Source organism: Nocardia sp. NPDC050406 (assembly GCF_044459025.1).
GTDB lineage: Bacteria > Actinomycetota > Actinomycetes > Mycobacteriales > Mycobacteriaceae > Nocardia.
On the sequence record NZ_JBITIM010000002.1, the window covers coordinates 26,062 to 50,438 of the forward strand.

Annotated in this window: 24 protein-coding genes; 13 read left to right on the forward strand and 11 right to left on the reverse strand. The window is 68.5% G+C overall.

The features are described 5' to 3' along the window. Positions 1–200: 200 nt before the first annotated feature. The gene (gene ramB, locus ACIBH2_RS13615; protein WP_397117116.1) at positions 201–1,610 is read right to left on the reverse strand and encodes an acetate metabolism transcriptional regulator RamB; all 1,410 of its coding nucleotides are present in this window, start codon (positions 1,608–1,610) and stop codon (positions 201–203) included. A gap of 93 nt (positions 1,611–1,703) precedes the next feature. Between ramB and ACIBH2_RS13620 the strand changes: the two genes are divergently transcribed. Continuing rightward, complete coding sequence (locus ACIBH2_RS13620) at positions 1,704–3,260, forward strand: ATP-dependent DNA ligase (RefSeq protein ID WP_397117118.1); 1,557 nt, start codon at positions 1,704–1,706, stop codon at positions 3,258–3,260. 250 nt (positions 3,261–3,510) lie between these two features. On the opposite strand, the gene ACIBH2_RS13625 is transcribed toward ACIBH2_RS13620, so the two are convergent. The 8 genes from ACIBH2_RS13625 to ACIBH2_RS13660 all read right to left on the reverse strand — a co-directional run bounded on the left by ACIBH2_RS13625 (position 3,511) and on the right by ACIBH2_RS13660 (position 11,195). After that, positions 3,511–3,954 carry a DUF4254 domain-containing protein gene (locus tag ACIBH2_RS13625; protein WP_397117120.1) on the reverse strand — a complete coding sequence of 148 codons (444 nt, stop codon included), beginning with the start codon at positions 3,952–3,954 and terminating at the stop codon, positions 3,511–3,513. 76 nt (positions 3,955–4,030) lie between these two features. Further along, positions 4,031–5,527, reverse strand: coding sequence for a glycoside hydrolase family 20 protein (locus ACIBH2_RS13630; protein ID WP_397117122.1), 1,497 nt, complete (start codon positions 5,525–5,527; stop codon positions 4,031–4,033). A 59-nt stretch (positions 5,528–5,586) separates the two neighbouring features. Beyond that, a complete protein-coding gene (locus ACIBH2_RS13635; protein WP_397117124.1) occupies positions 5,587–7,173 on the reverse strand; it encodes a CocE/NonD family hydrolase in 1,587 nt (528 codons plus the stop codon). A gap of 11 nt (positions 7,174–7,184) precedes the next feature. Further along, positions 7,185–7,325 (reverse strand): hypothetical protein, encoded by a 141-nt coding sequence (locus tag ACIBH2_RS13640; protein ID WP_397117126.1) that lies wholly within the window; start codon positions 7,323–7,325, stop codon positions 7,185–7,187. Positions 7,326–7,391: 66 nt separating this feature from the next. Next, entirely contained in the window at positions 7,392–8,180 is a 789-nt protein-coding gene (locus ACIBH2_RS13645) for a DeoR/GlpR family DNA-binding transcription regulator (RefSeq protein WP_397117128.1), read from the reverse strand. Beyond that, positions 8,177–9,052 (reverse strand): carbohydrate ABC transporter permease, encoded by an 876-nt coding sequence (locus ACIBH2_RS13650; protein WP_397117131.1) that lies wholly within the window; start codon positions 9,050–9,052, stop codon positions 8,177–8,179. The genes ACIBH2_RS13645 and ACIBH2_RS13650 overlap by 4 nt, the downstream gene beginning before the upstream one ends. Then, positions 9,049–9,945: a carbohydrate ABC transporter permease gene (locus tag ACIBH2_RS13655; protein WP_397117133.1), complete on the reverse strand. Its 897-nt coding sequence runs from the start codon at positions 9,943–9,945 to the stop codon at positions 9,049–9,051. The genes ACIBH2_RS13650 and ACIBH2_RS13655 overlap by 4 nt, the downstream gene beginning before the upstream one ends. Continuing rightward, entirely contained in the window at positions 9,942–11,195 is a 1,254-nt protein-coding gene (locus tag ACIBH2_RS13660; protein ID WP_397117135.1) for an extracellular solute-binding protein, read from the reverse strand. Before ACIBH2_RS13660 ends, ACIBH2_RS13655 begins: the two co-directional genes overlap by 4 nt. 123 nt (positions 11,196–11,318) lie before the next feature. Here ACIBH2_RS13660 and ACIBH2_RS13665 point away from each other — a divergent pair, with 123 nt between their 5' ends. From ACIBH2_RS13665 to ACIBH2_RS13715, 11 genes are all read left to right on the forward strand, one after another. Beyond that, positions 11,319–12,263: an SIS domain-containing protein gene (locus ACIBH2_RS13665; protein ID WP_397117137.1), complete on the forward strand. Its 945-nt coding sequence runs from the start codon at positions 11,319–11,321 to the stop codon at positions 12,261–12,263. Between the two features lie 9 nt (positions 12,264–12,272). Next, the gene (locus ACIBH2_RS13670) at positions 12,273–13,223 is read left to right on the forward strand and encodes an ROK family protein (RefSeq protein ID WP_397117139.1); all 951 of its coding nucleotides are present in this window, start codon (positions 12,273–12,275) and stop codon (positions 13,221–13,223) included. Positions 13,224–13,463: 240 nt separating this feature from the next. Beyond that, positions 13,464–14,618, forward strand: a complete 1,155-nt coding sequence (locus ACIBH2_RS13675; protein ID WP_397117141.1) for an N-acetylglucosamine-6-phosphate deacetylase — start codon at positions 13,464–13,466, stop codon at positions 14,616–14,618. A 14-nt stretch (positions 14,619–14,632) separates the two neighbouring features. Next, positions 14,633–15,676 carry a PfkB family carbohydrate kinase gene (locus tag ACIBH2_RS13680; protein ID WP_397120723.1) on the forward strand — a complete coding sequence of 348 codons (1,044 nt, stop codon included), beginning with the start codon at positions 14,633–14,635 and terminating at the stop codon, positions 15,674–15,676. Then, positions 15,673–16,500 carry a class II fructose-bisphosphate aldolase gene (locus ACIBH2_RS13685; RefSeq protein ID WP_397117143.1) on the forward strand — a complete coding sequence of 276 codons (828 nt, stop codon included), beginning with the start codon at positions 15,673–15,675 and terminating at the stop codon, positions 16,498–16,500. Before ACIBH2_RS13680 ends, ACIBH2_RS13685 begins: the two co-directional genes overlap by 4 nt. Before the next feature lies 1 nt (position 16,501). Further along, positions 16,502–17,491, forward strand: a complete 990-nt coding sequence (locus ACIBH2_RS13690) for a hexose kinase (RefSeq protein ID WP_397117145.1) — start codon at positions 16,502–16,504, stop codon at positions 17,489–17,491. Between the two features lie 131 nt (positions 17,492–17,622). Continuing rightward, positions 17,623–18,024, forward strand: a complete 402-nt coding sequence (locus ACIBH2_RS13695) for a hypothetical protein (RefSeq protein ID WP_397117147.1) — start codon at positions 17,623–17,625, stop codon at positions 18,022–18,024. Between the two features lie 79 nt (positions 18,025–18,103). Beyond that, positions 18,104–18,913: an ABC transporter ATP-binding protein gene (locus ACIBH2_RS13700; RefSeq protein ID WP_397117149.1), complete on the forward strand. Its 810-nt coding sequence runs from the start codon at positions 18,104–18,106 to the stop codon at positions 18,911–18,913. Then, positions 18,910–19,671, forward strand: coding sequence for an ABC transporter permease (locus ACIBH2_RS13705; protein WP_397117151.1), 762 nt, complete (start codon positions 18,910–18,912; stop codon positions 19,669–19,671). Before ACIBH2_RS13700 ends, ACIBH2_RS13705 begins: the two co-directional genes overlap by 4 nt. 56 nt (positions 19,672–19,727) lie before the next feature. After that, positions 19,728–20,471 carry an ABC transporter permease gene (locus tag ACIBH2_RS13710; RefSeq protein ID WP_397120725.1) on the forward strand — a complete coding sequence of 248 codons (744 nt, stop codon included), beginning with the start codon at positions 19,728–19,730 and terminating at the stop codon, positions 20,469–20,471. 79 nt (positions 20,472–20,550) lie between these two features. Next, complete coding sequence (locus ACIBH2_RS13715) at positions 20,551–21,642, forward strand: ABC transporter substrate-binding protein (protein WP_397117153.1); 1,092 nt, start codon at positions 20,551–20,553, stop codon at positions 21,640–21,642. Between the two features lie 3 nt (positions 21,643–21,645). Here ACIBH2_RS13715 and ACIBH2_RS13720 read toward each other — a convergent pair whose 3' ends face one another. Both ACIBH2_RS13720 and ACIBH2_RS13725 read right to left on the reverse strand, forming a co-directional pair. After that, on the reverse strand, positions 21,646–22,674 hold the full coding sequence (locus tag ACIBH2_RS13720) for an XdhC family protein (protein ID WP_397117155.1): 1,029 nt from the start codon (positions 22,672–22,674) through the stop codon (positions 21,646–21,648). Positions 22,675–22,676: 2 nt separating this feature from the next. Further along, positions 22,677–23,717: an NTP transferase domain-containing protein gene (locus tag ACIBH2_RS13725; protein WP_397117157.1), complete on the reverse strand. Its 1,041-nt coding sequence runs from the start codon at positions 23,715–23,717 to the stop codon at positions 22,677–22,679. 78 nt (positions 23,718–23,795) lie between these two features. On the opposite strand from ACIBH2_RS13725, the gene uraD reads away from it, so the two are divergent. Next, positions 23,796–24,296: a 2-oxo-4-hydroxy-4-carboxy-5-ureidoimidazoline decarboxylase gene (gene uraD, locus ACIBH2_RS13730; protein ID WP_397117159.1), complete on the forward strand. Its 501-nt coding sequence runs from the start codon at positions 23,796–23,798 to the stop codon at positions 24,294–24,296. Positions 24,297–24,377 lie beyond the last annotated feature (81 nt).

A 24,377-nucleotide genomic window follows, 5' to 3' on the forward strand; every position in this document is an offset into this window, starting at 1 on the left:
ACTTCACGCGATGCGGTGCGCCGTGCGCCGCAGCGAATACGGAGCGCGTATACAACGGCTGTATTCGTGGTGAGAAAGGTAAACGGGAAGTGTTGCGCCCGAATATCTCTCGATGTCTGTCCGATTTCCCAGGTTGCCGGAGGGTGAATTCTTCCTCACCGCGTCCCGCACGGCGCGGCGAGCAGCGGCGTCGGATCAGGTCAACGAATCACGTAGGGGGAGATGGAACTGCGGTGCTCGCTGATATCGAGGGATTTGCCCAGGGGCGGGAAGGCGCGCTGCGGGCAGTTGGAGCGCTCGCACACACGGCAGCCCGCGCCGATGGGAGTCGCCTTGGGGTCGTGCAGATCCAGGCCGTCGGCGTAGACGACGCGGTTGGCATGGCGCAGTTCGCAGCCCAGACCGATGGCGAAGGTCTTGCTGGGTTCGCTGTAGCGGGTGGCGCGCCGCTCCACGGTCCTGGCCACCCACAGGTATTTGCGGCCGTCGGGCATCTGGGCGATCTGGGTCATGATCTTGCCCGGATAGGCGAAGGTCTCGTACACGTTCCACAGCGGGCAGGTGCCGCCGCTGGAGGAGAAGTGGAAACCGGTGGCGGACTGGCGTTTCGACATATTGCCCGCGCGGTCCACCCGGACGAAGGAGAACGGGACGCCGCGCAGCTTGGGCCGCTGCAGCGTCGAGAGGCGATGGCAGATGGTCTCGTAGCTCTGTGTGAAGAAGGCCGACAGGCGTTCGATGTCGTAGCGGAAGTCCTCGGCCACCTCGTGGAAGTGGGTGTAGGGCAGCACGGTCGCCGCCGCGAAGTAGTTCGCGAAGCCGAGCTTGGCCAGGGTGCGGGTCTCGTCATTGGCGAAATTGCCTTCGTCGGCGAGCTTTTCGATGAGGTCGCCGCACTCCAGGTAGGCCAGTTCGGCCGCGAGTTTGAATACGCGCTGACCACCGGACAGATGCGGGGCAATCTCGAGGCGGCGCGCTTCGGAGTCGTACCGGTGCAGTACGCCCTCGCCCAGGTCGATGCGCTCGACGATCTGTACGCCGTGCGCGGTGGTGAGGCGGCGGGCGATCTCGCGCTTGAGGTCGCCGCCGTGGAAGCGCATGCGGGTGGCGAGTTCCTCCGCGGCGGTATCCAATTCGTGAATGTAGTTCTGCCGCTGATAGAAGAAGTCGCGCACCTCCTCGTGCGGCCGGGAGATGGAGCCGGAGCCGGAACCGTCGGAGAAGCGGTCCTCGGTGGCCGCGGCCAACTGGGCGGTGGTATTGCGGTAGCGGCGGTGCATATTCACCATGGCGCGCGCCAAACTCGGGTGCGCGGAGACCATTTCGGCGATCTCGGCCGCATCGGCCTCGATCGCGAGTTCCTGGTCCATCACCACTTCTTGGAGTTCGGCGATGAGGCGGGTGTCGTCCTGGGAGGAGAAGAAACTCGCGTCGACACCGAACACCTCGCTGATGCGCAGCAATACCGGTACGGTGAGCGGGCGCACATCGTGTTCGATCTGATTGAGGTAGCTCGCCGAGATCTCCAGCTTCTTGGCGAGAGAGACCTGGCTCAGCCCGCGTTCGGTGCGCAGCTGCCGTAGGCGCGCCCCGACGTAAGTCTTGGCCATATGTCCAGGTTAGGACGGGTTAGCAGCGCTGCCAATGGGCAATTCGCAGAACAGCTGAGCGATATGTCACACCGACGGGTTACCGTCGAGTTCGTGCTGTTGTCGGAAGTCGTCCAGGCGTCGGCCGCGGTCCGCGCGACCACTTCGCGCAAGGCCAAGATCGCGGCCCTCGCCACGCTGTTGTCGCAGGTAGGACCGGAGGAGCTCGCCCAGGTGGTGGCGTGGGCCTCCGGGGAGTTGTTGCAGGGGAAAATCGGTGCGGGGTGGCGCACGCTCACGGCCGTGGCGGTGGATCCGGCGGACCAGGCGAGCCTGACCGTGTCGGAAGTGGACGCGGCGCTCTCCGAACTCGCCTCCACCTCCGGTGCGGGATCGACGGCGAAGCGGCGGGAACTGCTGGTCGGGCTGCTCGCCGCGGCGACCGCCGAGGAACGGGATTTCCTGCTGCGCCTGCTCACCGGGGAGATGCGACAGGGTGCGCTGACCGCCGTGGTGGCCGAGGCGGTGGCGGTGGCCGCCGGGGTGCCCATTGCCGCGGTGCGGCGGGCGCACATGCTCTCCGGGCGGCTGCCGGTGACCGCGGTGGCGGCCATGGCGGGCGGGGTCGAGGCGCTCGAGGCCTTCCGGTTGGAGCTCGGACGGCCGATTCAGCCCATGCTGGCCTCGCCCGGGACCGCCCTGGACGAGGCGATCGCCGAATTCGGCGGTGACGTGAGTGTCGAGCACAAGTTGGACGGGGCGCGCATCCAGGTGCACCGCGACGGCGATCGGGTGTGGGTCTTCACGCGGACGCTGCGCGATATCACCGCCGGGGTGCCCGAACTGGTGGGGTTGGTGCGCGAATTGGACTGCACCAGTGTGGTGCTGGACGGGGAGACCCTGGCGCTGAACGATGCCGGTCGGCCGCGTCCGTTCCAGGAGACCATGAGTCGGTTCTCCTCCGACCCCGCCGTCGTCGATCCCGCGCTGGCGCAGGCGCATTCGACCCGGGACCTGCTACTACACCCGTACTTCTTCGACTGTCTGCACTTGAACGGGGAGGACCTGCTCGACGCGCCGCTGCGGGAGCGGCGCGAAGCGCTCACGAAAGTGGCTCCCGGGCACAGTATTCCGGCCTTGATCGCACCGGATCCGGAGGCGGCCGCCGAGTACTTCGACGGTGCGCTGGCCGCCGGGCACGAGGGCATCATGATCAAATCGCTCGCCTCGCCCTATGCGGCGGGTCGCCGGGGCCGCGCCTGGCAGAAGATCAAGCCCACGCACACCCTCGATCTGGTGGTGTTGGGCGCGGAGTGGGGCTACGGCCGTCGCACCGGGTACCTGTCCAATCTGCATCTGGGCGCACGCGATCCGGAAGGCGGCGAACCGATCATGGTCGGCAAGACCTTCAAGGGGCTCACCGACGCGCTGTTGCACTGGCAGACGGCCGAATTCCCGCGCCACGAGCGCCAGCGCGACGGCACCACCGTCTACCTGTGGCCGAAGCTGGTCGTGGAGATCGCCATCGACGGGGTGCAGACCAGCACCCGCTACGGCGGTGGTGTGGCGCTGCGCTTCGCCCGCGTGGTCCGCTACCGCCCGGACAAGGATCCCGACCAGGCCGACACCATCGACACCATTCGGGCGCTGCTGCCGGGCGCCGGTTCCTGAAGGATCACAGGAGACTCACAGCCGAATCTGTGGGTTGCTAGAGGTTCGCGGGGCAGAGTCCCGGGTATCGGTCGGCCGATGCGGACGCAGGACCCCGGAGGGCATCTCTCCCACGCGCTGTTTGCCCAGCGCCGCCCTTCGCGTCCCTCGGTGCGCCGATGCGAATGGGTCGCCCATGCCTCGACCCATTCGTCGCGCACGGTCGGCGACGCCCCTCCCCCCGCGGCGTCGCCGACCGTGCGGATTCGTCTCAGTACTCGTATTCGCGGTGAGCCAGCAGGTTGGGCAGCCGCCGCCGACCGGCGGCGATATCGGTGGCGAGGTCTTCGTAGGCGGTCGCCAGTTCGGTCAGGCGGGTGGCGGCGTCGTGGACGGCGTCGTCGGGACAGGTCGAGAGCGTGATGTAGGCCAGGGTTGAGAATTGCGCGAGCCGGTCCACCACCGTGCCCACCGTTTCGGTGTGCAGATGCGCCGTGCGATCGGCCTTGGGGGATTCGGTGGCCACCCAGCGGTCGATATCGTGCACCAGTCTGGCGCGATGGTGGTCGATGGCGGAGGTCGCGCCGGGCTGCGCGGTCAGGCGGCGCTCGTGCAGGTCCGCGAGTAGTACGGCGTAGTGCAGCACCGGATGATCGTCGGGAGGCAGGCCCCGGCAGGCCCGCAGGAGCAGGTGTTTGGGTGGGAGCGGGTGCACGGCAGCCATGGTGCCCCGCGAATATCTCCGATTGGCAACGAAATTCGGGCACACGTGACCGGTCGGGCACACCACGTCATGCGGGCGGCGTCGCCACGGTTCGCACGCGATCGGTGAACTCCGGATAGGCGATATCGCGGGTGCCCGACCAGAGCTGCTGGGCCATGATCGGTAGTCGGGCGCGGATGGGGCCGATCATCTGTTGTTCGGTCATGGCGGTGGGGTCGTCGCACCAGACGTAGAGTTTCGAGCCGAGCAATTGGTCACGCTGGTCGGGGCGTAGGCGGGTGCCGTTGACGAACAGGCCGGGGTCCCAGGCGTAGAGCAGTTCGGGTGGGGAGTTCATGGGCGCCGCGTAGCCGCCGGTGGCCCAGTAGGTGGGTGTGAAGGCGGCATTGCTGAGGGTGCGGCCTTGGTCGGCCAGGTGTTCGGGGCCGTTGTCGTTGCCGACCCAGGGGAGCAGTCCGTTACCGGCGGTCCAATGGCCGATGACGATGTCGGTGTCGATGGAAATCCTTGCGCCGCGCGGGATTCCGTCGTTCCACATGCGAGGGATCTTGCCGTGGGAGCGCACGATCGCCGCGGCCCAGTTGACGAAGTCCGCGATCAGATCCGGCGCGCCGAATTCGGGGCCGAGCCGAGCACGGGCGGCCTCGGCCAACTGGGGGTAGCGGTGGTAGTCGGTGGCGTATTCGTCGCCGCCGATATGGAAGTAGCGGCCGGGGAACTGTGGCACGAATTCGCGCAGGAGATCCTCGATCAGCGGGCGGGCACCCGGATGTGACAGATCGATGCGGCCCTCGGGGACACCGGCCAACAGCCCGTCGGACACGGCGTCCACGGGCGAGGTGACGGACGGCTCGAGAACGAGCTCCGGATGGGGTGCCAGGATCGCGTTCATATGCCCGGGAAACCCGATCTCCGGCAGTACCTCGATTCCGTAATCGGCGGCGTAGGAGAGGATTTCGGCGATATCCGCCGGGCTGTAGTGCTCCCGCGAGGTGATCTCGGGATGACTCCGGCTCGCCAACCGGAATCCGAAGCGGTCGGAGAGGTGCAGCTGCAGCATGTTCATCCGGTAGTACGCCATCTCCCGAATGCGCTGCTTGATCCAGTCGACACTGAGGAACTGACGTCCGACATCGAGCGAGAGCCCGCGTTCGACGAAATCCGGCCAATCGGTGACGGTGCCGCCGGGCAGGGCTGGCGTCTGCGAAAACCATTGCAGCAGTGTCTGTGTCCCGTGGATCACTCCTGCGGTCGTACGGGCCGAAACGGTGACGCTGTCGCCGATCTCGATGCGGTACGACTGCGGGTGCCTCGGGCCGGAATCGTCCACGCGCAACACCACATCGCCCGCCCCCGGACCCGTTGTCGCGGCGTATCCGAGGCCACCCAGATCATCGGCGAACCGCGCCGCCACGGACGCCGCCGCACCGGTTCCGACGAGTCGCGGTTCCTCCGGCAGCACGAACCGTCCGCCGTTCGGCTCCCACTCCTGTACGCCGGGTACGGAGATCGGCAGGATGGCCGCCGAGTCGGCCCGCGCCACGGTGCGGAACGACAAAGCCAACCCGCACAGGGTGAGAGCCACACTGATCAGCGAGACAGCCCGCACTCGCGCCGAGGGCCTCACCACGAGCGCACCGGCAGGCCGACCGCGGACGGTGACGCGAAGATGTTCACGCTGCCCAGTGGTGTGGAGCTCGTGAATGGCACCGGGTCCTGCGACGTGACGGTGAGTGTCAGCCGGTGACCGGGCGCGAGATTCCAATAGGTCGGTGACAGCTCCCAGGCCATGGTGGCGGGCGCGCCCGGCGTCAGGCCGTGCCGGGTGAGCGGCCAGTAGGTGATGGGAATACCGGTACCGTCCGGCCCTTCGTCGTACAGGATTCCGATCAGCGTGAGGTCCGAACTCGACGGCAGTACAGTCAGATTCACGCGCGGCGCGCCCGAGACCAGCGCGCCGCCGTCGAAGGGCGCGCTCCGCCACACGCCCGCCAGCGCGCGGTCCACACTGCCCAGGGGAATCGGCGGCGTAGCGCCCAACTGAGCCAAGACGCCGCTGACATAGGGCACCGCCGCCACGGCCGTGGTCGGCCCGGAAACCAGTGGCTGCGACCAGCTTTCAGCCGCATCGGCCCCCAACAGGCCCACTCCGGGTGCGGAGAGCGCGAACGATTCGGCGTCGGCCAGGGCCGCCGCGACCGTGGGAAAGTGCGCGTACTGCCCGGAAAGTCCGCCGTTGGCCGCCACGATATGCACCGGCGGCTCCCGGTCGATGCCATTGTCGACGCCGTTGACGTAATGATCGAGCCACCGAATCCCCGCATCCCATATGGGATTCGGCAATCCCGCGACCTGCCCGCCGCCGCCCCCGGTGGAGTGATCGCCCGGTTGCATGTACAGCATTTTCGGTCCGGTCAGCTGATCGAACATGGTGTACACGGGCCCCGACGGCAGCAGGCTGTCCTGCCAGTCGTGGGCCAGGAACACCGCGGTGCCATGGGCATTCAGCTTCGGAATGGCCTCGGCGAGGAGCCTGCCGTGCGGCAGGTCGAAGGCGGTCGCGTCATTGCCCAGAATCGCGCGCAGACCCCGCTCCACCAGGTCCAGGCCGAACCGATTGGTCACCGCACCGGCCGCGGCGAGCGCCAGGGGGCCGCCGGTCTTCGGCGTTCCATTGGGTGCGAGCGCCTCGGCCGCATCCCCCGGTGGCGAGTCGGAGACCACGGCCTTGATGCGCGGATCGTGCGCGGCCGCGATGAGCGCCATACCCGCGCCGTACGAACCACCCGCCACCGCAATGCGTTCCGGATCCACATCGAGATTCGCGATGGCCCAGTCGATGAGCGCGGACGCGTCCTCGGCATCCTTGCGGCCGAGCAGGTCGACTTCACCTTCGGAGAGGTACATGCCGCGCGCGGTGTACTCGATGGAGATGAAGTCGTTGCCGGTGGAGAGCTTGTACGCCGACCCGATACTTCCGATGGCGGGCATTCCCCAACCGGAAGGCTGGAGCACCAGCGGCATCTTGTGCGCGCCGATATCGGGCGGCGCGGTGATGACGGCATTGAGCCGCACCCCGTCCGCGCCGGGCAGGAAGAGCGTGGTGATCTGCCCACCCGGGATGGGAACGGCCGTGGCGGGCGCGGTGGACAGGGCCGATCCGGCGGCAATGAGCACCGCCGCGGCCGCGGCTGCGAACAGTCGAGTCATCGGTGGCCCCCTCAGCGCAGCGCCGCGAGCAGCTGACCGAGGTTGTGTAGCACCGACATCGGGGACATGAGCAGGTACCCGGTGAGTGTGCCGACGAGATCGGGAGCGGGAAGTTCGTGCATGGGCGGTCCCTCGATCGAATTCCGTTCCATCGAGAGTAGATGCTCATATTTGCTCTGTCCAGACCGAAATCGCGCAGAAGCGATCATGCGGTCGTGTCAGACCAGGTCCACGCGCACCCCCGCCGCGCGAATCGCGGCCACCGCGTCCGCATCGGCCTCGGTATCGGTCACGAGCACATGCACCTGCTCGATGGGGCAGATGCGTGCCAAGGCGGTGCGCAGCAGTTTGTCGGAGGTGGTCACCACGATCACCTCGGCGCAGCGCCGCGTCATCTCCGCGCTGACCCCGGCCTCGTCGAGGTGACGGCACTGCGCGCCGCCCTCGGCGGAAATGCCGTTCACGCCCAGAATGGCGGTGTCCAAACGCAATTCGGCCAGCGCCCGCTCGGTCAGCGGGCCGTGCAGTTCGTAGGATTCCCGGCGCGCGATACCGCCCAGGCAGATGGTGCGCAGGTGTGGGCGCAGCACCATTTCGTTCGCGATATTGAGGGCATTGGTGACCAGGGTGAGCTGTTCGTCCTCGGCGGTGGACAGGTCCGTTCGTCCGGCCAGGGCGCGGGCGACCGCGCTGGTCGTGGTGCCGCCATTGAGGCCCACCACCGCGCATGGATGCACCAGTCCCGCGGCGTGGTCGGCGATGCGGGCCTTGGCCTCGTCGCCGTGGCGGTAGCGGGCGGGCAGGTCGTAGGCGACGGAGGTCGCCACGATGCCGCCGTGTGTGCGGGTGGCCAATTGCTGTTCGGCCAGCGCGGTGAAATCTCGGCGCACCGTGGCGGGGGAGACGTCGAGCACCGCGGCCGCCTCCTCCACCGACAGCCGCCCGGTCTCGGCGAGCAACTCCAACAGCCGGTTCCACCGTTGCGGGCGATCGTTCGCGGCGGTCATTTCACACTGCCAGCGGTGAGACCGGCGACCAGGCGCTTCTCGATGAGCGCGAAGAGAATGACAACAGGCACGACGCCGACCGTAGATATAGCGAACACATATTGCCAAGCCGTGTCGTACTGACCGATGAATTTGGTGAGCGCGACCGAGAGCGGCTGATTCTCGGCGGTGGTGAGAATGACCAGGCTGGCGGCGAATTCGTTCCAGCACGAGACCACCACGAAAATGGTCGCGGTGACAATGCCCGGCCACACCAGCGGCAGCGTGACCCGAACCAGAATCTGCCAGCGGCTGAGCCCGTCGAGCTGGGCGGCCTCCTCGATCTCCACGGGCACCGAGGCGAAGAAGCTGTGCAGGATCCACACCGCGAACGAGAGATTGAAGGCGGCGTTCACCAGGATCATGGCCAGCCAGGTGTCGTTGATGCCGAGGACGAAGAATTCCCGAATCAGCCCGGTCACCAACACCGTCGGCTGCAGCATCTGCGTCACCAGCACCAGGCCCAGAAATACCGCCCGGCCCGGGAATCTGCGCCGCGCCGTGTAGTACGCGGCCGGAATCGCCACGATCAGCACCACCAGGGTCGCGCAGACCGAGATGACGACCGTGCTCACCAGGTTGAACGGCAGCGGGGTTTCCGGGGTGTCCCACATGGTCGAGTAGTTGCCCGGCACCCACTGCTCGGGCAGATACGTCGGCGGTATGCGCAGGATCTCGGGGCGCGATTTGAGCGAACCGAGCACCATGACGACATAGGGCACCAGGAACAGGGCGGCCAGCACCACCCCGACGGCGGTGAGCTCCCAACGGCGTCGCTTGGGCGGGGGCAGCGAGGTTTTCGGCAGCGGCTCGGCGGTCAGGGGGATGCTCATGCGTCCACCCGACTGGTCGGCTTGATCACCTTCACGTAGATGGCGATGATCACCACGATGAGCGCGAAATTCAGCACGCTCATGGCCGCGGCGGTGTCGATCTGTTGATTCTGCCGTATCAGTTTGAAGGTCAAGGTGGTCGTGGTGTCGGCGGAGAAGCCCGCGATACTGCCGGTCAACACCTGCAGAATCGGCAGCGAATTGAAGACGTTGATGATGTTGATGATGGTCGCCACCGCGATGGCGGGCCGCAGCTGAGGCAGCGTGAGATGGCGGTAGCGCTGCCACGCGCTCGCGCCGTCCACTCGACCCGCTTCGTCGATATCGGCCGGAATCGATTGCAGGCCAGCCAGAATCGTGTACGCGGTGAAGGGGATGGAGACGAAGACCGCGACGCCGATGGCCACCAGGAAGGCCGGGCCGGGCTGTTTGGTGAAGCCGTAGCCGCGATCCAGCAGTCCGATATCGACCAGGAACCGATTGGCTATGCCGACATCGGGATCGAGCATGTAATAGAAGATCGTCGTCGTCATGACCACCGAGGCCGCCCACGGCACCAGGACGGCCAGGCGCACGGCGGTGCGGCCCGGGAAGTCCTTGTTCAGGAACTGCGCCAGTGCCGCCGACAGCACCAGGGTGATGAGCACGACCGCCACCACCCAGACCACCGTGTGCAGCAGCACCGAGCCGAGCTCGGGGATTCGAAACAGCGTGCGGTAGTTGGCCATTCCGGCCGCACCGCGATCCTGACCGTATTCGCTCAGATCCCGCAGGCTGGTCCAGGCCATGTATCCGGCCGGGAACGCGACGACCCCCGCGATCAGCAGCAGGACGGGCCCGATCCACGGCAGGGCGGCGAGCCCCGCCGTGAATCTCGCCCTGGCGGAACTCAACTCGCCGCCTGCTGAATCTTCTTCAGCACCTCGGCCGGATCGGCCCCCTGTGTGATGGTGCCCATCTGCTGGCGGATGGCGGCCTGTGCCGCGGCCCATTTCGGATTGCTGCTCGGATAGAACTTGGCATTGGGCAGCGTGCTGGAGAACGCCTTGGTCACCGGATCGTCGGCGAGGGCCTTGGCGCCACTCGCGGTGATCGGAATGAAGTGCTCGTTGCTCACGAACTTGCCGTATGCCTCGGGCGCGTAGAAGAAGTCGAGGAACTTCTGAATGGCGGCCTGCTTGCTGCCGTCCTTCTTGAAGGCCATGAGGTGATCGGCCACGCCGAGCGAGACCGGGTCACCGGTCTTGGTGGGCGAGGGGGCGGTGGCGTACTTCAGGCCCGGATTCTTCTCCGCGATCTGGCCGATGGTCGGCGGTAGGCCCTCGATCATGCCGATCTTGCCCTGGATGAAGGTGTTGATCACGTCCTTACGGTCGGTGGCGCCCGGATTCGGCTGTGTCACACCGGCATCGGCGAGCGCGCGCATGGCCCGCACACCTTCGAGATTGGCGGGGGTGTCGACGGTGACAGTGGTGCCGTCGGTCCACGAGCCGCCCGCGCCGAAGGTCCAGATGGAGGTCTCGGCCTGGGCCTCCTCACTGCCCAGCGGCAGGCCGTAACCGGAGATGCCGCCGCCGAGAGCCTGAATCTTCTTGGCCGCGTCGGTGAGTTCGGTCCAGGTCTTGGGCGGGGCGGTGACGCCCGCGCGCTCGAAGAGTTCGGTGTTGTAGAACAGCGTGCGGGTCGAGGCGAACAGCGGTAGCGCCCACTGGGTTCCGTCGATGGAGGCGTTCTGGGCGAAGCCGGGCAGGATATCGGCGAGCACCGCCGCGGAGACGATGTCCTTGGCCGGGTACAGCTGGCCGTCACCGGCGAAACCGGCGTAGGCGTCGATATTCAGAATGTCGGGGGTGGTGGAGGGGGATTGCAGCTTGGTGCGCACCACATCGTTGATGGTGTCCCAGGATTCGACCTGCAACTTCACGGTGATATCGGCATTGGCCTTCTCGAAATCGGCGATCAGGCTGTCCCACAACGCTTTCGTGCCGTTCGCGCCGTCGCTGTAGCTGGGGACGAGCAGGTTGAGGACATTCGGGTCGTCGTCGGATTTGTCGTCGCCGCCGAAACCGCAGGAGGCGGTGGCCAGCACCGCGGCGGTGAGTACGGCGACTCCCGTCAGCACGCGATGGAGTGGATTTTTCACTTGTCGAACCTTTCGCTGCGCACACCCGGCCCGACCGGGGGATGATGAGACCGATCCCGGGTTGGTGCTGACGAATCTAGACCAGACGTGATCGTTTGTGACGAGTTTGAGCGTAAATTTGACATGAACGATCACGCGGCGCACGCTGATCTGGTGACGAAATCCGTCGATCGACTCCCCGTTCCGCATCTGGCCGCCGAGGTCGCCACCCAGCCCGACGACTGGGCGGCCGCCGCCGCGATCGCCGCCGCCCACCGCGATGTGCTGCCGCGACCCGGCGAACGCGTCGCCGCGATCGGCTGCGGCACTTCACTGTTCATGGCGCGGGCCTACGCGGCGCTGCGCGAGGCCGCCGGACAGGGGTTGACCGACGCCTGGCCCGCCGGGCAGCCGCCGGTGGGGCGCACGTACGACCGCTACCTGGTGATCTGCCGGTCCGGCACCACCACCGAAGTGCTCGAGGCCCTGCGCGCGCTACCGCCGCGCGTACCCCGGGTGGTCATCAGTTCGAGCCCCGGCACGCCGGTGCTCGACCTGGGCGACGCCATCCTGATCGATCGGGTGGACGAGCGGTCGGTGGTGCAGACCCGTTTCGCCACAACGGCTCTGGCGCTGCTGCGGTGGCATCTCGGCGAGGACCTCGCCCCGGTGGTCGCGCAGGCGCGCGAGGTGCTGGCCGAGGATCCGGCAACCGCGTTGGGCGCGGTACGCGACGCCGACCAGATCACCTTCGTCGGCATGGGTTTCGCGGCTGCGGTGGCAGACGAGGCCGGATTGAAGCTGCGCGAGGCGTGCCAATCGTGGACCGAAGCGTATCTGGCCACCGAGTATCGGCACGGTCCGATCAGCATTGCCGCCCCGGGCCGCGCTGTCTGGGCCTTCGGTCCGCTGCTACCCGGATTCGCCGAGGAGGTGGCGCGCACCGGCGCGCACCTCGAGCACCGCCCCATCGACCCGATGGCGGATCTCGTTCGCGTACACCGGCTCTGCCTGCGGCGGGCCGCGGATCTCGGGTTGGATCCCGATCATCCGCGTAGCCTCAGTCGATCCGTGGTGCTGGATTCGTAAGGGGGAATGATGAGTTCGCCGTCCGCGCGTTCACCGGAAGCCTTGGGGGAGGACGCTCTGGTGCTGGCCGTCGATGTCGGTGGCACCACCATCAAAGGTGAGATCGTGGAGACCTCCGGCGAGGTGCTCGCCGCGGCCGCGGTGCCCACGCCGCGCGGCGAGGCGGCCTTCGACGCACTGGCGGAGGTGGGCGACGGCCTGCTCGCCGGGCTGTCGGACGTGGACCGGGCGCGAGTCGGCCGGGCCGCGGTGCTGTTGCCGGGCCTGGTCGATCCGGTGCGCTCGATCGCGGTGTTCAGCGCCAATATCGGGTGGCGCGATGTCGAGGTCGGGGCACGGTTTCGCGATCGGTGGTCGATGCCGGTGCTGATCGAACACGATGTGGCCGTCGCCGGATGGGCGGAATGGCGCTTCGGGGCCGGAGGTGACCGCGACACCGTATGCGTGGTGATCATCGGCACCGGGATCAGCGGGACCCTGTCCGTCGGTGGGCGATTGGTGCGCGGTGGGATCGGGCAGGCGGGGGAGTACGGGCATATTCCGGTGCGGCGCGATCACGGGATGCCCTGTCCCTGTGGCAATACCGGCTGCGTCGAGACGGTCGCGTCGGCCAGCGCCATCGCCCGTGCGTACCAGCGTCGGACCGGGCGTGGCAATGTCGGCGCGGCACAGGTTTTCGCCAGCCTCGGCGACGACGCCGATGCGCGCGCGGTGGTAGCGGACGCGGTCGAGGCCCTGGCCGACGGTCTGCTCGGCGTGGTCCACGCGGTGTGCCCCGAAGTGATCGTGCTCGGCGGCGGGCTCGCGGGTGCCGGTGACGCCCTGGCGAAGCCACTACACGAGGCGCTCGCCGCCCGAGTCCGCGTTGTGCCCGTGCCCGAGGTGCGTATCGGCCGCTTCGGCGCGCGGGCGGGCCTGGCCGGGGCCGCGCTCTTCGCTGGATACGGAGAGCTCCTATGACCTCGCCGCGTTCGACCTCGCCGCGTTCGACCTCGCCGCGTTCGGACGGCCCGAGGACGCGCCGCCGCCCTGCCGCGCCGCACCTGGCAGGGGCAGGCTCGGTGGGTCTCCAGCACCTGTTGTCGACAAATCGAAGCCCGGCCGTCGAGGTGCCCGCCCGGCTTACGCGGCGCTTCAGCAACGGAAGTGGTCTTTCGGCGGACCGTTCGTCCGGGCGGCGGGCGGGTTCGGAGTAGCTGCGTGAGGACGGAATCGCATATCCGCGGGCGGATCGTTTCGGCCGCACACAGCTTCGACGACGGTGTGGTGTCCATCGCCGGGCAGCGGATCGCCGCGGTGCGGGGATTCGACGAATGGAAAGCGGCGCACCCGGATTCGCCCACGCCCTTGCCGGTGGGGACGGTGCTGCCCGGGCTGGTGGATATTCACAATCACGGTGGAGCGGGGCATCGCTTGGACACCACCGATCCTGACGAGGCGGTGGCGGCGGTGGAGTATCACCGGTCGCAGGGGACCACAACGGTTCTCGCGAGCATTGTCACCGCCGCGCCGGAGGATATGGTCGCGCAGGTCGAGACCTTGCGGGAGCTTGCCGAAGCGGGGGTGATCGGGGGCATTCACGCCGAGGGGCCGTTTCTGTCGGGAGTGCGCTGCGGGGCACAGGATCCGCGCTATCTGATGAAGCCGGATCCGGTGCTTGCGCGACGGCTGGTCGAGGCGGCCGACGGGCAGCTGCGGATCATGACACTCGCGCCGGAGCTGCCCGGATTCGGCACCGTCGCAAGGCTTTTGGCCGAGTACGGCGTCACGGTGTCGCTCGGGCACAGCGATGCCGACTTCGCGACATTTCTGAATGCGCTGCGGCCGCACGGATTCGCCGGTTCGGTGACGCATCTGGCGAACGGTATGCCGCCGCTGCACCATCGCGAGTCCGGGCCGGTGGCGGCGGCGCTCACCGCCGCTGCGCGCGGCCGAGTAACCGTCGAGCTGATAGGGGACGGTGTACACGTCGACTCCGGTTTCGGAGCACTGGTTTTCGCGAGCGCGCCGGAGCGGGTTGCGCTGATCACCGATGCCATGCAGGCGGCCGGAATGCCCGACGGGAGCTACCACCTGGGTCCGCAGGAGGTGCGGGTCGACGGCGGGGTGGCGCGGGTGGCGAGCGGATCCATTGCCGGGGGCACCGCGCATCTGTTGCGGTGCGTGGCCTGGGCCGTGCGCGAGTGCGGGGTGCCGCTAACGGAGGCGGTGCGGGCGGCCACGCTCACACCCGCGCGCACGGCGGGTCTCGAGGAGGTCGGTGACCTCGCGGCCGGATACCACGCGGACCTCATCGTGGTGGATGCCGACCTGCGGCTGCGCCGGGTGCTGCACCGGGGGCGGTGGCTCTCGTGATCCTCACGGTGACAATGAATCCCGCCTACGACATCACCTACCACCTCGGCTGCCTGGAGCCGGGCACGGTGCACCGGGTCGGCTCGGTGCGCCAGCGCGTGGGCGGTAAAGGACTGAATGTCACCCGCATCCTGATCGGCCTCGGCAAGGATTGCCTCGCAACGGGTCTGGCCTCCACCGAATTCGCCGACGAGGCCGAACGCGAACTGCCCGCCGACTTCGTGCTCGGCTTGCCCTGGGTGCGACGGACGATCGCCATCCAGGAAACCGAGGGCCGCCAGGCCACCACCGGCCTGTGGGAGCCCGGCGCGATACCGGCGGGGACCGCCGCCGACAAACTCGTCACCCGGGTGGCCGGTCTCCTGTACCGCGCCCGCGGCCTGGTCGTCTCGGGTTCACTACCCCCGCAGGTGGATTCGAGGCTCCCGGCCGATCTGGCGCGCCTGGCCGTCGCGGCCGGGATCCCGGCGATCTGCGATGTCAGCGGTCCCGCCCTCCGGCACGCGGCGCGGGTGCCGGGCGTGGTCCTCATGCCGAATACCGACGAGCTGGCGGAACTGACCGGCCGAGCTCCCACCACACCGCGCGAAGTGACCGCCGCCGCCCGAGCCCTGCTCGACGCCGGGGTCGGTGCGGTCGTCGCCACGCGTGGACCCGAGGGCGTCATCGCCGTCACCGAACAAGGGGCCTGGTCGGCCAGGCTCACCACACCGATCATCGGCAACGCCACGGGCGCGGGCGACGCCGCCGCGGCCGCCGTGATCGCCCGCCTGGCAGAACCTTCCGGCCCGGCCGCGATTGTCGGACCGGCAGTACCTTCCGACCCCGCCGCGAAGGTCGGACCGGCAGAAGGTTCCGCGCCGACCGGCTCCGATCGGCGGCTGAGTTCGCTACGACTTCCGGATATGCCCGGCCTCTTGGCCGACGTCGTGGCCACCTCGGCCGCCGCCGTGGCCACGCCGGTGGCGGGCGAGATCGACCTCGAACTGCGCCTGCGCCTGTTGCCGACCGTCGTCGTGGAGCGCGTCGACGAGGCGGACCGCGAGGAGAGAACGTGACCCTGGTTCCCGTACCGAAGCTCATCGCCGCCGCGGGATCCGGTGGGCTGGGAGCGTTCAATGTGATCACCCTGGAGCATGCCGAGGCCATCGCCGCCGCCGCGGAATCCGCGAAAAGACCGGCCATCCTTCAGATTTCGGAGAACACCGTCCGCTATCACGGCGGCCTGAAGCCCCTGGCCCGCGCCTGCCTGGCCGTCGCCGAGGACAGTTCGGCGGCACTCGCCGTCCACCTCGATCACGCCACCGACATCGAATTGATCAGGGCCGCGGTCGACTTCGGCATCGACTCGGTCATGTACGACGGCTCCACACTCGACTACGCCGCGAATGTGGCCGCTACCGCCGACATCATCGGCTGGTGCCACGAACGCGGTGTCTTCGTCGAGGCCGAGCTCGGTGCGGTGGGCGGCAAGGACGGTGCGCACGCGCCCGGTGTCCGCACCGACCCGCGCGAGGCGGCCGATTTCGTCGCCGCCACGGGCGTGGACGCGCTGGCGGTAGCCGTCGGCTCCGTACACGCCATGGCCACTCGCGCCGCCGTGCTCGACGACGACCTCATTGCCCGCCTGGCGGCCGCACTGCCCGTCCCGCTCGTCCTGCACGGCTCCTCCGGCGTCCCCGACGCGGGCCTCCGATCGGCCGTGCGGCACGGCATGGTCAAGATCAATATCGGTACCCGGTTGAATATCGCGCTCACCGACGCGGTGCGGGCGGCGCTGGCCGACGATCCCGCCGTCTCGGATCCGCGAAAGTACCTCGGGCCGGGGCGTGACGGCGTGCGCGGCGACGTGGAGCACCACCTTCGGGTGCTGGCCTGCTGATTTGGGGGTTGCTTCTTGGGACGAGACGGGCAAAGTGGTCATGGTGATCCTCACCGTGACCATGAATCCGGCCTACGACATGACCTATCGGGTGGAGCATTTCGAGCGCGGACGGCCGCATCGGGTGCGCTCGGTCGATCAGCGCATCGGCGGGCGCGGAATCAATGTCACGCGGGTGCTCAATCAGCTCGGCCGGTACGCCCGCGCCACCGGATTCTCCGATCACTCCTTCGCGGCGGCCGCGGAGCTCGAAATGCCGGTGGATTTCGTGCACGCCCTGCCCTGGGTGCGGCGCACGGTGGTGATCAGCGAATCCGATGACGGCACCGCCACCGCGCTGTGGGAGCCCGGCGCCCGCGTCTCCGATCCGCACGCCGTCGACCAGTTGCGGGTGCGGGTGCGCGGGCTGCTGGCCGACACCAGCGGCATGGTGATCGCCGGATCGCTGCCCGGCGGCGTGGATGTGAGCGTGCCCGCCGAACTCGCCCGCCTCGCCGTGGCCGCCGGAGTGCCGGTGGTCTGCGATGTCGACGGCCCCGCCCTGGAACTCGCCGCGGGCGTGCCGGGCGTCGTGCTCATGCCCAATGTCGAGGAGCTGGAACGCCTCACCGGTCGTCCCGCCACCACCATCCCCGAGATCCTGGCCGCCGCCGACCCCCTCGTGGCCTCCGGCGTCGCCGCCGTCGTCGTCACGCGGGGCGGCGCGGGCATGCTCGCCCTCACCGCCGATCGAGCCTGGTCGGCCGCCCTCCCGACACCGCTGGCGGGCAATCCCACCGGTGCGGGCGATGCCGCCGCAGCCGCCATCATCGCGGGCCTGGCCATGTCCCGCGAACCCGATTGGCCCGCGTTGCTGGTGGACGCGGTCGCCATTTCGGCCGCCGCCGTGGTGATACCGGTGGCCGGTGAGATCGACCGCGGACTGCGCGACACCCTCACCCCCACCGTCCGCGTCACGGAGCTCGAGGTGGTGCGGGCGCGCACGGCCTGACCACCCCCGGCGCGGTGCCACCGAACCGGCCGGTCGGAGCGATAGCCTGTCTCCCGGAACCGCCGGGCCCGCGGACGGTTCGGCTCGCGGTCCATCGGCACGGCAGTGGCACCTGTGGATGGGAGAGCTTGATGTCCGAGTGGTTTCCGCCGGAACGGGCGGAGACGACCGACGACGGTTACCGGATGCCGCGCTCGGTACGCGCGGCACAGTGGATCGTGTTCGGGCTCGCGGTGATCGGGATCGTGTGCACGGCCTCGGCGGGGTGGCTACTCGGGACCAGGTCGGCGCTCACCACGGCGCTGCCCTTCGTGCCCGGCTGGCTGTTGGGACTGGTCGCCCTCACCTTCAATGCCGAAGGGCAGTCGGTGCGGATCACCGCGATTCTGTTGGCCGCGCTGAACATGCTGTGGACGGTGCCGTCGATCACCGAGGGCCGCCCGCCCGGCCCCTTGGGCACGCTCGCCTCGCTCGCGGTGCTCATGTTGCTGTTCCGCCGCGACGCCCGCGACTGGTTCGAGCCGTCCTGGTGAACGAGTTTCCGTAACTCCCGCGAAATTTCGCTTCGCCATTCGCAATATCCGCGCAACCCGGGCCTCCTACCGTGAGCACATGAGTTCGGCAGTGAGCGGTACCGGGGGGACCGGCATCCATCTGAGTGGATTGAGCAAGACCTTCAAGGCGGGGCGACGCACCGTCGCGGCCCTGGACTCCGTCGATCTGCACACCGAGCAGGGCGTATTCCTGTCGCTGCTCGGCCCCTCCGGTTGCGGAAAGTCCACTATCCTGCGGATTCTCGCGGGCTTGGAGGAGCCGAGCGCGGGCACCGCGAAGATCAACGGTCTGACCCCGGCCCAGCTGCGCGGACAGCACGAGCTGGGAATCGCCTTCCAGGATTCGGCGCTATTGCCGTGGCGCAGTGTGGAATCCAATATCAAACTGCCCTTGCAGGTCGCCGGTATCACCCCGGATCCGGCACTCATCACCGACCTGATCGAGTTGGTGGGCCTGCAAGGGTTCGAGAAGGCCAAACCCGCGCAGCTCTCCGGCGGTATGCGCCAACGGGTTTCGATCGCCCGGGCGCTGGTGGTGAAGCCCACCGTCCTGCTGCTCGACGAACCCTTCGGCGCGCTCGACGATATGACCAGACAGCGCTTGAATCTGGAGCTGCTGCGCATCTGGACCGAGAAGCCCGCCACCACGCTGATGGTCACGCACGGCATCTCCGAGGCGGTCTTCCTCTCCGACCACGTGGCGGTCATGAGCCCGCGCCCCGGCCGCGTCGTCGAGGTCGTGGAGATCGACCTGCCCCGTCCGCGCACCCCGGACATGATGCGCAGCACCGAATTCCACAAACTCTGCGACTATCTGTCCGAGCTCCTGTTCGGCCGCTCCGGCCATGGCGGGGTGACGGCGGAATGAACCGGGGCGCAGGCGGAAAGCTGGGCGGCGTCGCGGGAATCGCGGCGCTACTGGGGCTTTGGTGGTTGGCCGCCGCCCTGAACGTCGCCGGGGGCACCATCCCCAGCCCAGGGGAAGTCGTCCACGCCATGTACACCGACGGCTGGGAGCTGTACGGACCCAACTTCCGGATCACGGCTCAGGGTGCGCTGCAAGGGTTTCTGTGGGGCAATGCCCTCGCCATCGCCCTGGCGGTGCTGGTGATCCTCGTCCCGCCCATCGAAATGCTCGCCACCCAACTCGCCATCCTCAGCTACTGCACCCCGCTGCTGGCGCTGGGCCCGATCATCGTGGTGGTCTTCGGCGATCGCACCCCGACGGTCTTCCTCGCCGCCATGTATTGCTTCTTCACCACCATGGTGGGCACCGTCTCCGGATTGCGCGCGGCCGATCCGACCAGCCTGGACCTGGTGCGCGCCTACGGCGGCGGGCGGTGGGAGCAGCTGCGCCGCGTGCGCCTGATCGCGGCGCTGCCGAACACCTTGGCGGCCTTGAAGATCGCCGCGCCGTCGGCGGTACTCGGCGCGATCATCGGCGAATACCTCGGCGGCGTCGACAGCGGTATCGGCGTGGCGTTGACCGCCGCGCAGAACGCCTACAACGTGCCGCGCACCTGGGGCATGGCCCTGGCCGCCGCCCTGCTCGCGGGGGCCGGGTACGCGGTGGTGGCGGTGATCGCGCGGCTGGCAGCGCCGTGGACCCGGACGGAGGCCCAGTGAAAACGAAGAACGTCGTGCGGCAGGTCGCGGGATTCCTGGCGCCGCTGCTGGTGTCGATGCTGCTGCTGGCGGCGCTCTGGTACGCCTTCCTGGCGGTGTTCCCCGAGGTCAGCCTGGTCGGCAAATCGCCGGGGCAGGTGTGGGGCTATCTGGTCACCGGGCCGACGGCGGAGACCGCCCGGGAAGCGATTCTGGCGGATCTGCGAATCACCCTGCGCGACGCCGCCATTGGATTCGGTGCCGGAATGTGCGCCGCACTGCTCGTGGCGGCGCTGTTCGTCAGCGTCCCCGCCGCCGCGCAGACGTTCATGCCGGTGGCCATGCTGCTGCGCTCGGTGCCGCTGGTGGCGCTGACGCCGATCATCGTGCTGATCTTCGGGCGTGGGCTGACCGGCGTCACCGTCATGACGGCCATCGTGGTGTTCTTCCCGGCGCTCGTCATGATCATGACCGGCCTGCGCTCCGCGCCGCGCCAGGCCATGGAACTGGTTGCGGCCTACGGCGGTTCGCGCTGGACGGCGCTGCGCATGGTCGCCGTACCCGCCGCGCTGCCCTCGGTCTTCGCGGCCGCCCGAATCTCGGTGCCCGGCGCTCTGATCGGCGCGCTGCTCGGCGAATGGCTGGGCAGCGGAACGGGATTGGGCGCGAGCCTGATTCGCGCCATACCCACCTTCCAGTACAACCGGCTGTGGGCCTCGATCGTCGTGGTCACCCTGGTTTCGGTCTTCGTCTACGCCGTGGTGGGCGTGCTGGAGAACCTGGTGCTGGCGCGGTTCGCACCGAAGGCGGGACAGGACTGAGGGCACGAGTTAACCCAGCGCACACAAATATCGGCGCGAAAGCAAAATATTCGAAATCGAAACGACCTAGATTTCCCGCATGACTCGCGTTATCCGGCCGGTCCCGGCCAACCCTGTGAATCGCCGTGACTTCCTGCGCTACAGCGCCCTCGCGGGGGCCGCGCTCGGCGGCGCCGGACTGCTCGCCGCGTGCGGTGACGACTCCGCCGGGCCGAGCAATGGCACCACACCCGACGGCTCGAAATACGGGACCGTCGCCATTCAGCTGTCCTGGCTGAAGAACATCGAATTCGCCGGTGAGTATTTCGCCGACGCCAAGGGCTACTACCGCGACGCCGGATTCGGGTCGGTGAATCTCGTCGCGGGCGGCGCGGCCAGCACCTCGGTGGAGGCCGGGCTCGGGACCGGCAAGATCTGGCTCGGCATGTCCGCGCCGCAGACCACCGCGCCCGCGGTGCTGGAGGGCCTGCCCGCCAAGATCGTCGGCACCACCTTCCAGAAGAATCCGTTCTGCATTGTCAGCTCGGCGGCCGAACCCATTGCCACACCGCAGGATATGAAGGGCCGCAAGATCGGGGTGCAGGACACCAACCAGCTCATTTTCAACGCGCTGCTGAGCGCCAATGATATGAAGCCCGCCGATGTCACCATCGTGCCCGCGCAATTCGACCCCACCCCGCTGGCCAACGGCGAGGTGGACGGGTGGGTCAGCTATGTGACCAATGAACCGATCATTCTGGCCGCCAAGGGTTTCGCCAATACCAATTTCCTCTTCGCCGATTACGGTCTGCCGTTGGTGGCGGAAACCCTGACCGTGAAACAGGAGACCATCGATTCCGAGCGCGACAAGCTGAAGGCCTTCCTCGCCGCCGAGATCAAGGGCTGGCGCGATCAGGTCGCCCACCCGGGTGAGGGTGCCCGGCTGGCGGTGGAGGTCTACGGCAAGGATCAGCGCCTCGATCTGGAGGAACAGACCAAGAGCGCCATCGCCCAGAACGATCTGATCGTCTCGCACGACACCCGCGTCAACGGGCTGTTCTCCATGACCGACGACCTGATCGCGAAGAATATCGAGGCCCTCGCCAAGGCCAAGATCGATATCAAGGCCGACCAGCTCTTCGACCTCTCGGTGCTGCGCGAGCTCTACACCGAGCAGCCGGATCTCAAGTAGCGCTCAGCGGGCCACCGCCGCCGCCATCGGATGGATCGGCCCGGTGCGCGCCGACAACGGCTCCGCGGAGGCGCTGTTGCGGGCCGCCAGCAGTTCGGCGGTGATGGCCAGGGCGGTCTCGGCGGGCGTGCGGCCGCCCAGGTCGAGACCGGCGGGGGCGTGCAGGCGGGCGAGGGTGTTGTGGTCGAAGCCGCCCGCTTGCAGGGCCTCGAGGCGGCGGCCGTGCGCGACCCGCGAACCCAGGGCCGCCAGGTAGCCGAGCTCGGGTAGTCGCAGGGCCACGGTGAGCAGCGGGATTTCGAATTTCGCGTCGTGCGACAGCACCACAATGGCTGTGCTGGAGTCGATTTCGCCCGCTGCGGATTGGGCGTTGAGGTAGCGGTGCGGCCAGTCGACCACCACCTCGCACTCCGGGTAGGCGTCCGGGGTGGCGAAGGTGGGGCGGGCGTCGCAGATGGTGACGCGATAGCCGATGAGGCGGGCTTGGATCGCCAGTGCCGCGGCAAAGGCATTGGCCCCCACGATGATCAGGCGCGGCGGCCGGGTGAAGGAGGAGACGAAGATATCGGAATCCGGCAGCGAGACCAGTTCGGTGCCGTGCTTGCGGTCGGTGACCAGGTGCTGGCCGATGACATCCGGATCGGCGTTCCACACCACGGTGAACACGGTGACCTGGCGTTGGGCCTTGATATCGGCGGCGACCGCCGGGAACTCCGGAAAGGTGGCGCGCGAGAAGGGTTCGGCGAACACGTCCATGGTGCCGCCGCAGTCCATGCCCACCCCGAGCGGACTGCCCGGCCCGAACCGGTGCATGGCCCGCTGTCCGGTCCGCGCCGCCGCCACGGCCGCGTCGTAGGCGGCGGCCTCGGCGCATCCGGCCGATATCGACCCGAACGCGCGGCCCTCGGCATCCACCAGCATGGCCGAACCTATCGGCAGGGCGGTCGATCCCATGGTGCGCACCAGGGTGGCCAATCCGCCGGTGCGGCCGCTGTGCCACACCCGCAACAGGTCGTCGACGATATCGCGCATCACTAGCTCCCACTCGGCGTGTGCGCGTGTCGGGGATAGTCGTGGTCCCGCCCCGTCGCCACATCGTCACACGTGACGCACACCATATCCGCTCGTTCGCGTAAATAAGAGATCGCACCCGACTTTCCCGTCAACGACGCGTAAACCCCGGCCCAATGCGCCCGCCCCACCACCACCGGATGCCCCGGCCGCCCCTCGAAAACCGCCCGTGCCAACCCGCTCTCGGCCCCCCGCGCCGCCGCCACCACCCGCGCGACGACCGCCGCGCCGACGTCGGGCGTATCCACCGGCATGATCGCGACGAACTCCGGCAGTCCGGCGGTCATAGCGGATGCGCATGGCGCAGTGGAACTTTCCGCCGCGCGGTCGGGGTCGCCCTCGTAGCGCGGCGAGTTCGACCAGCCCTGGCCGTCCGCGGCGGCACGACTGTCGGTCCCCTGGGGGCTCGCCGCGGATGGGTGCGCGCGGAAGCTGGCGTCCGCCTCCTGAGGGTTGGACGCGGTCGGGCGTGCACCTGAGCTGGCGTCCACCTCCGGATAGATCGCCGTCGGGCCTGCGGCGGCACGAGTGTCGGCCTCTCGCGGGGGTGCTGCGGTCGGGTGCACGGCCGAGCTGATCTCCGCCTGCTGCTGGTTCGACGCGGTGCGGTCCGCCGTCGCGCTGGCGTCCGCGTCCAGCCGATTCGACGCGGGCGGGTGCGCGGCATTGCCGATGACGGCGGCGAGGCCAGCGCGGAGTGAGGCGCCCATTCCGGATTCCCAGTCCGAGGCCCAGACCGGTTGTGCGCCAGGTGGAACCGGGATGCTGTGGGTTCGCGAGACCTGCCAGACCGGCGACGGTGTCGTGGGGCTGGCGGTCGGGGGTAGCCGGTGGGCCGGGCCCGTCGCGCCGAGGACGACGTAGACCTGTTCGCAGCCGCCGTCGCGGAGTGCGGCGACCGCGCCGCGTAGCCATGCGCCCTGTTCGGCGAGGACTTTGGGGTGGCCGTAGCGGGTACCGGCACCTGCCGCCAGCAGGATGCCGACGCAGCGTCCGAGGGTCATGCCGCCGACGGTAACCCGGCACGCGGACGCGCGCCGTACGACTGGCGTAGTAGTTGATCATGGTCGATGCTGGTGGTGATGACGGAGAACGGGATCGGACTCGACACATTCGCGGCACTCGACGACGCGGCGGCCGTCGAGCTGTTGCTGACCTGCTGCTCGTCACCGCAGTGGGCGCGCCGGGTGGCGGCGCGACGGCCGTATCCGAATGCCGAGGCCCTCTTGGCCGCGGCCGACGAGGAGCTCGCGGCACTGCCGGACAGTGAGATCGACCGGGCCCTCGACGGGCACCCGCGCATCGGCGACCGGCCCGACAATGCCGCCTCCGCCCGGGAGCAGGCGGGTATGGCCGAGGCGGATGATCGAGTGCGCGCCGCCATCGCCGAGGGCAATCGCGCCTACGAGGCGAAGTTCGGCCATGTGTACCTGGTTCGTGCCAGTGGCCGCAGCCCCGCCGAACTGCTCGAGATCCTCACCGGGCGGCTCGGCAACGACGCCGCCACCGAACGCCGCATCGTGCGCGAACAGCTCGCCGAGATCAATCGAATCCGACTGCGCGCCATGGTGATCGACGCGTGATCGCGCCGGTCTTGTCGGGGCGTGACATCGCATGGCGCGGGTTCGCGCCGCACTCACACTGTGTACCGCGACGACCGGTCG

Bases quoted from the DNA above. Each gene is read 5' to 3' on its own strand.
- ramB (WP_397117116.1), bottom strand. From the start codon at position 1,610: ATGGCCAAGACTTACGTCGGGGCGCGCCTACGGCAGCTGCGCACCGAA.
- ACIBH2_RS13635 (WP_397117124.1), bottom strand. From the start codon at position 7,173: ATGACTCGACTGTTCGCAGCCGCGGCCGCGGCGGTGCTCATTGCCGCC.
- ACIBH2_RS13640 (WP_397117126.1), bottom strand. From the start codon at position 7,325: ATGGAACGGAATTCGATCGAGGGACCGCCCATGCACGAACTTCCCGCT.
- ACIBH2_RS13645 (WP_397117128.1), bottom strand. From the start codon at position 8,180: ATGACCGCCGCGAACGATCGCCCGCAACGGTGGAACCGGCTGTTGGAG.
- ACIBH2_RS13650 (WP_397117131.1), bottom strand. From the start codon at position 9,052: ATGAGCATCCCCCTGACCGCCGAGCCGCTGCCGAAAACCTCGCTGCCC.
- ACIBH2_RS13665 (WP_397117137.1), top strand. From the start codon at position 11,319: ATGAACGATCACGCGGCGCACGCTGATCTGGTGACGAAATCCGTCGAT.
- ACIBH2_RS13670 (WP_397117139.1), top strand. From the start codon at position 12,273: ATGAGTTCGCCGTCCGCGCGTTCACCGGAAGCCTTGGGGGAGGACGCT.
- ACIBH2_RS13680 (WP_397120723.1), top strand. From the start codon at position 14,633: ATGAATCCCGCCTACGACATCACCTACCACCTCGGCTGCCTGGAGCCG.
- ACIBH2_RS13695 (WP_397117147.1), top strand. From the start codon at position 17,623: ATGTCCGAGTGGTTTCCGCCGGAACGGGCGGAGACGACCGACGACGGT.
- ACIBH2_RS13700 (WP_397117149.1), top strand. From the start codon at position 18,104: ATGAGTTCGGCAGTGAGCGGTACCGGGGGGACCGGCATCCATCTGAGT.
- ACIBH2_RS13705 (WP_397117151.1), top strand. From the start codon at position 18,910: ATGAACCGGGGCGCAGGCGGAAAGCTGGGCGGCGTCGCGGGAATCGCG.
- ACIBH2_RS13710 (WP_397120725.1), top strand. From the start codon at position 19,728: ATGCTGCTGCTGGCGGCGCTCTGGTACGCCTTCCTGGCGGTGTTCCCC.
- ACIBH2_RS13715 (WP_397117153.1), top strand. From the start codon at position 20,551: ATGACTCGCGTTATCCGGCCGGTCCCGGCCAACCCTGTGAATCGCCGT.
- ACIBH2_RS13720 (WP_397117155.1), bottom strand. From the start codon at position 22,674: ATGCGCGATATCGTCGACGACCTGTTGCGGGTGTGGCACAGCGGCCGC.
- ACIBH2_RS13725 (WP_397117157.1), bottom strand. From the start codon at position 23,717: ATGACCCTCGGACGCTGCGTCGGCATCCTGCTGGCGGCAGGTGCCGGT.
- uraD (WP_397117159.1), top strand. From the start codon at position 23,796: ATGACGGAGAACGGGATCGGACTCGACACATTCGCGGCACTCGACGAC.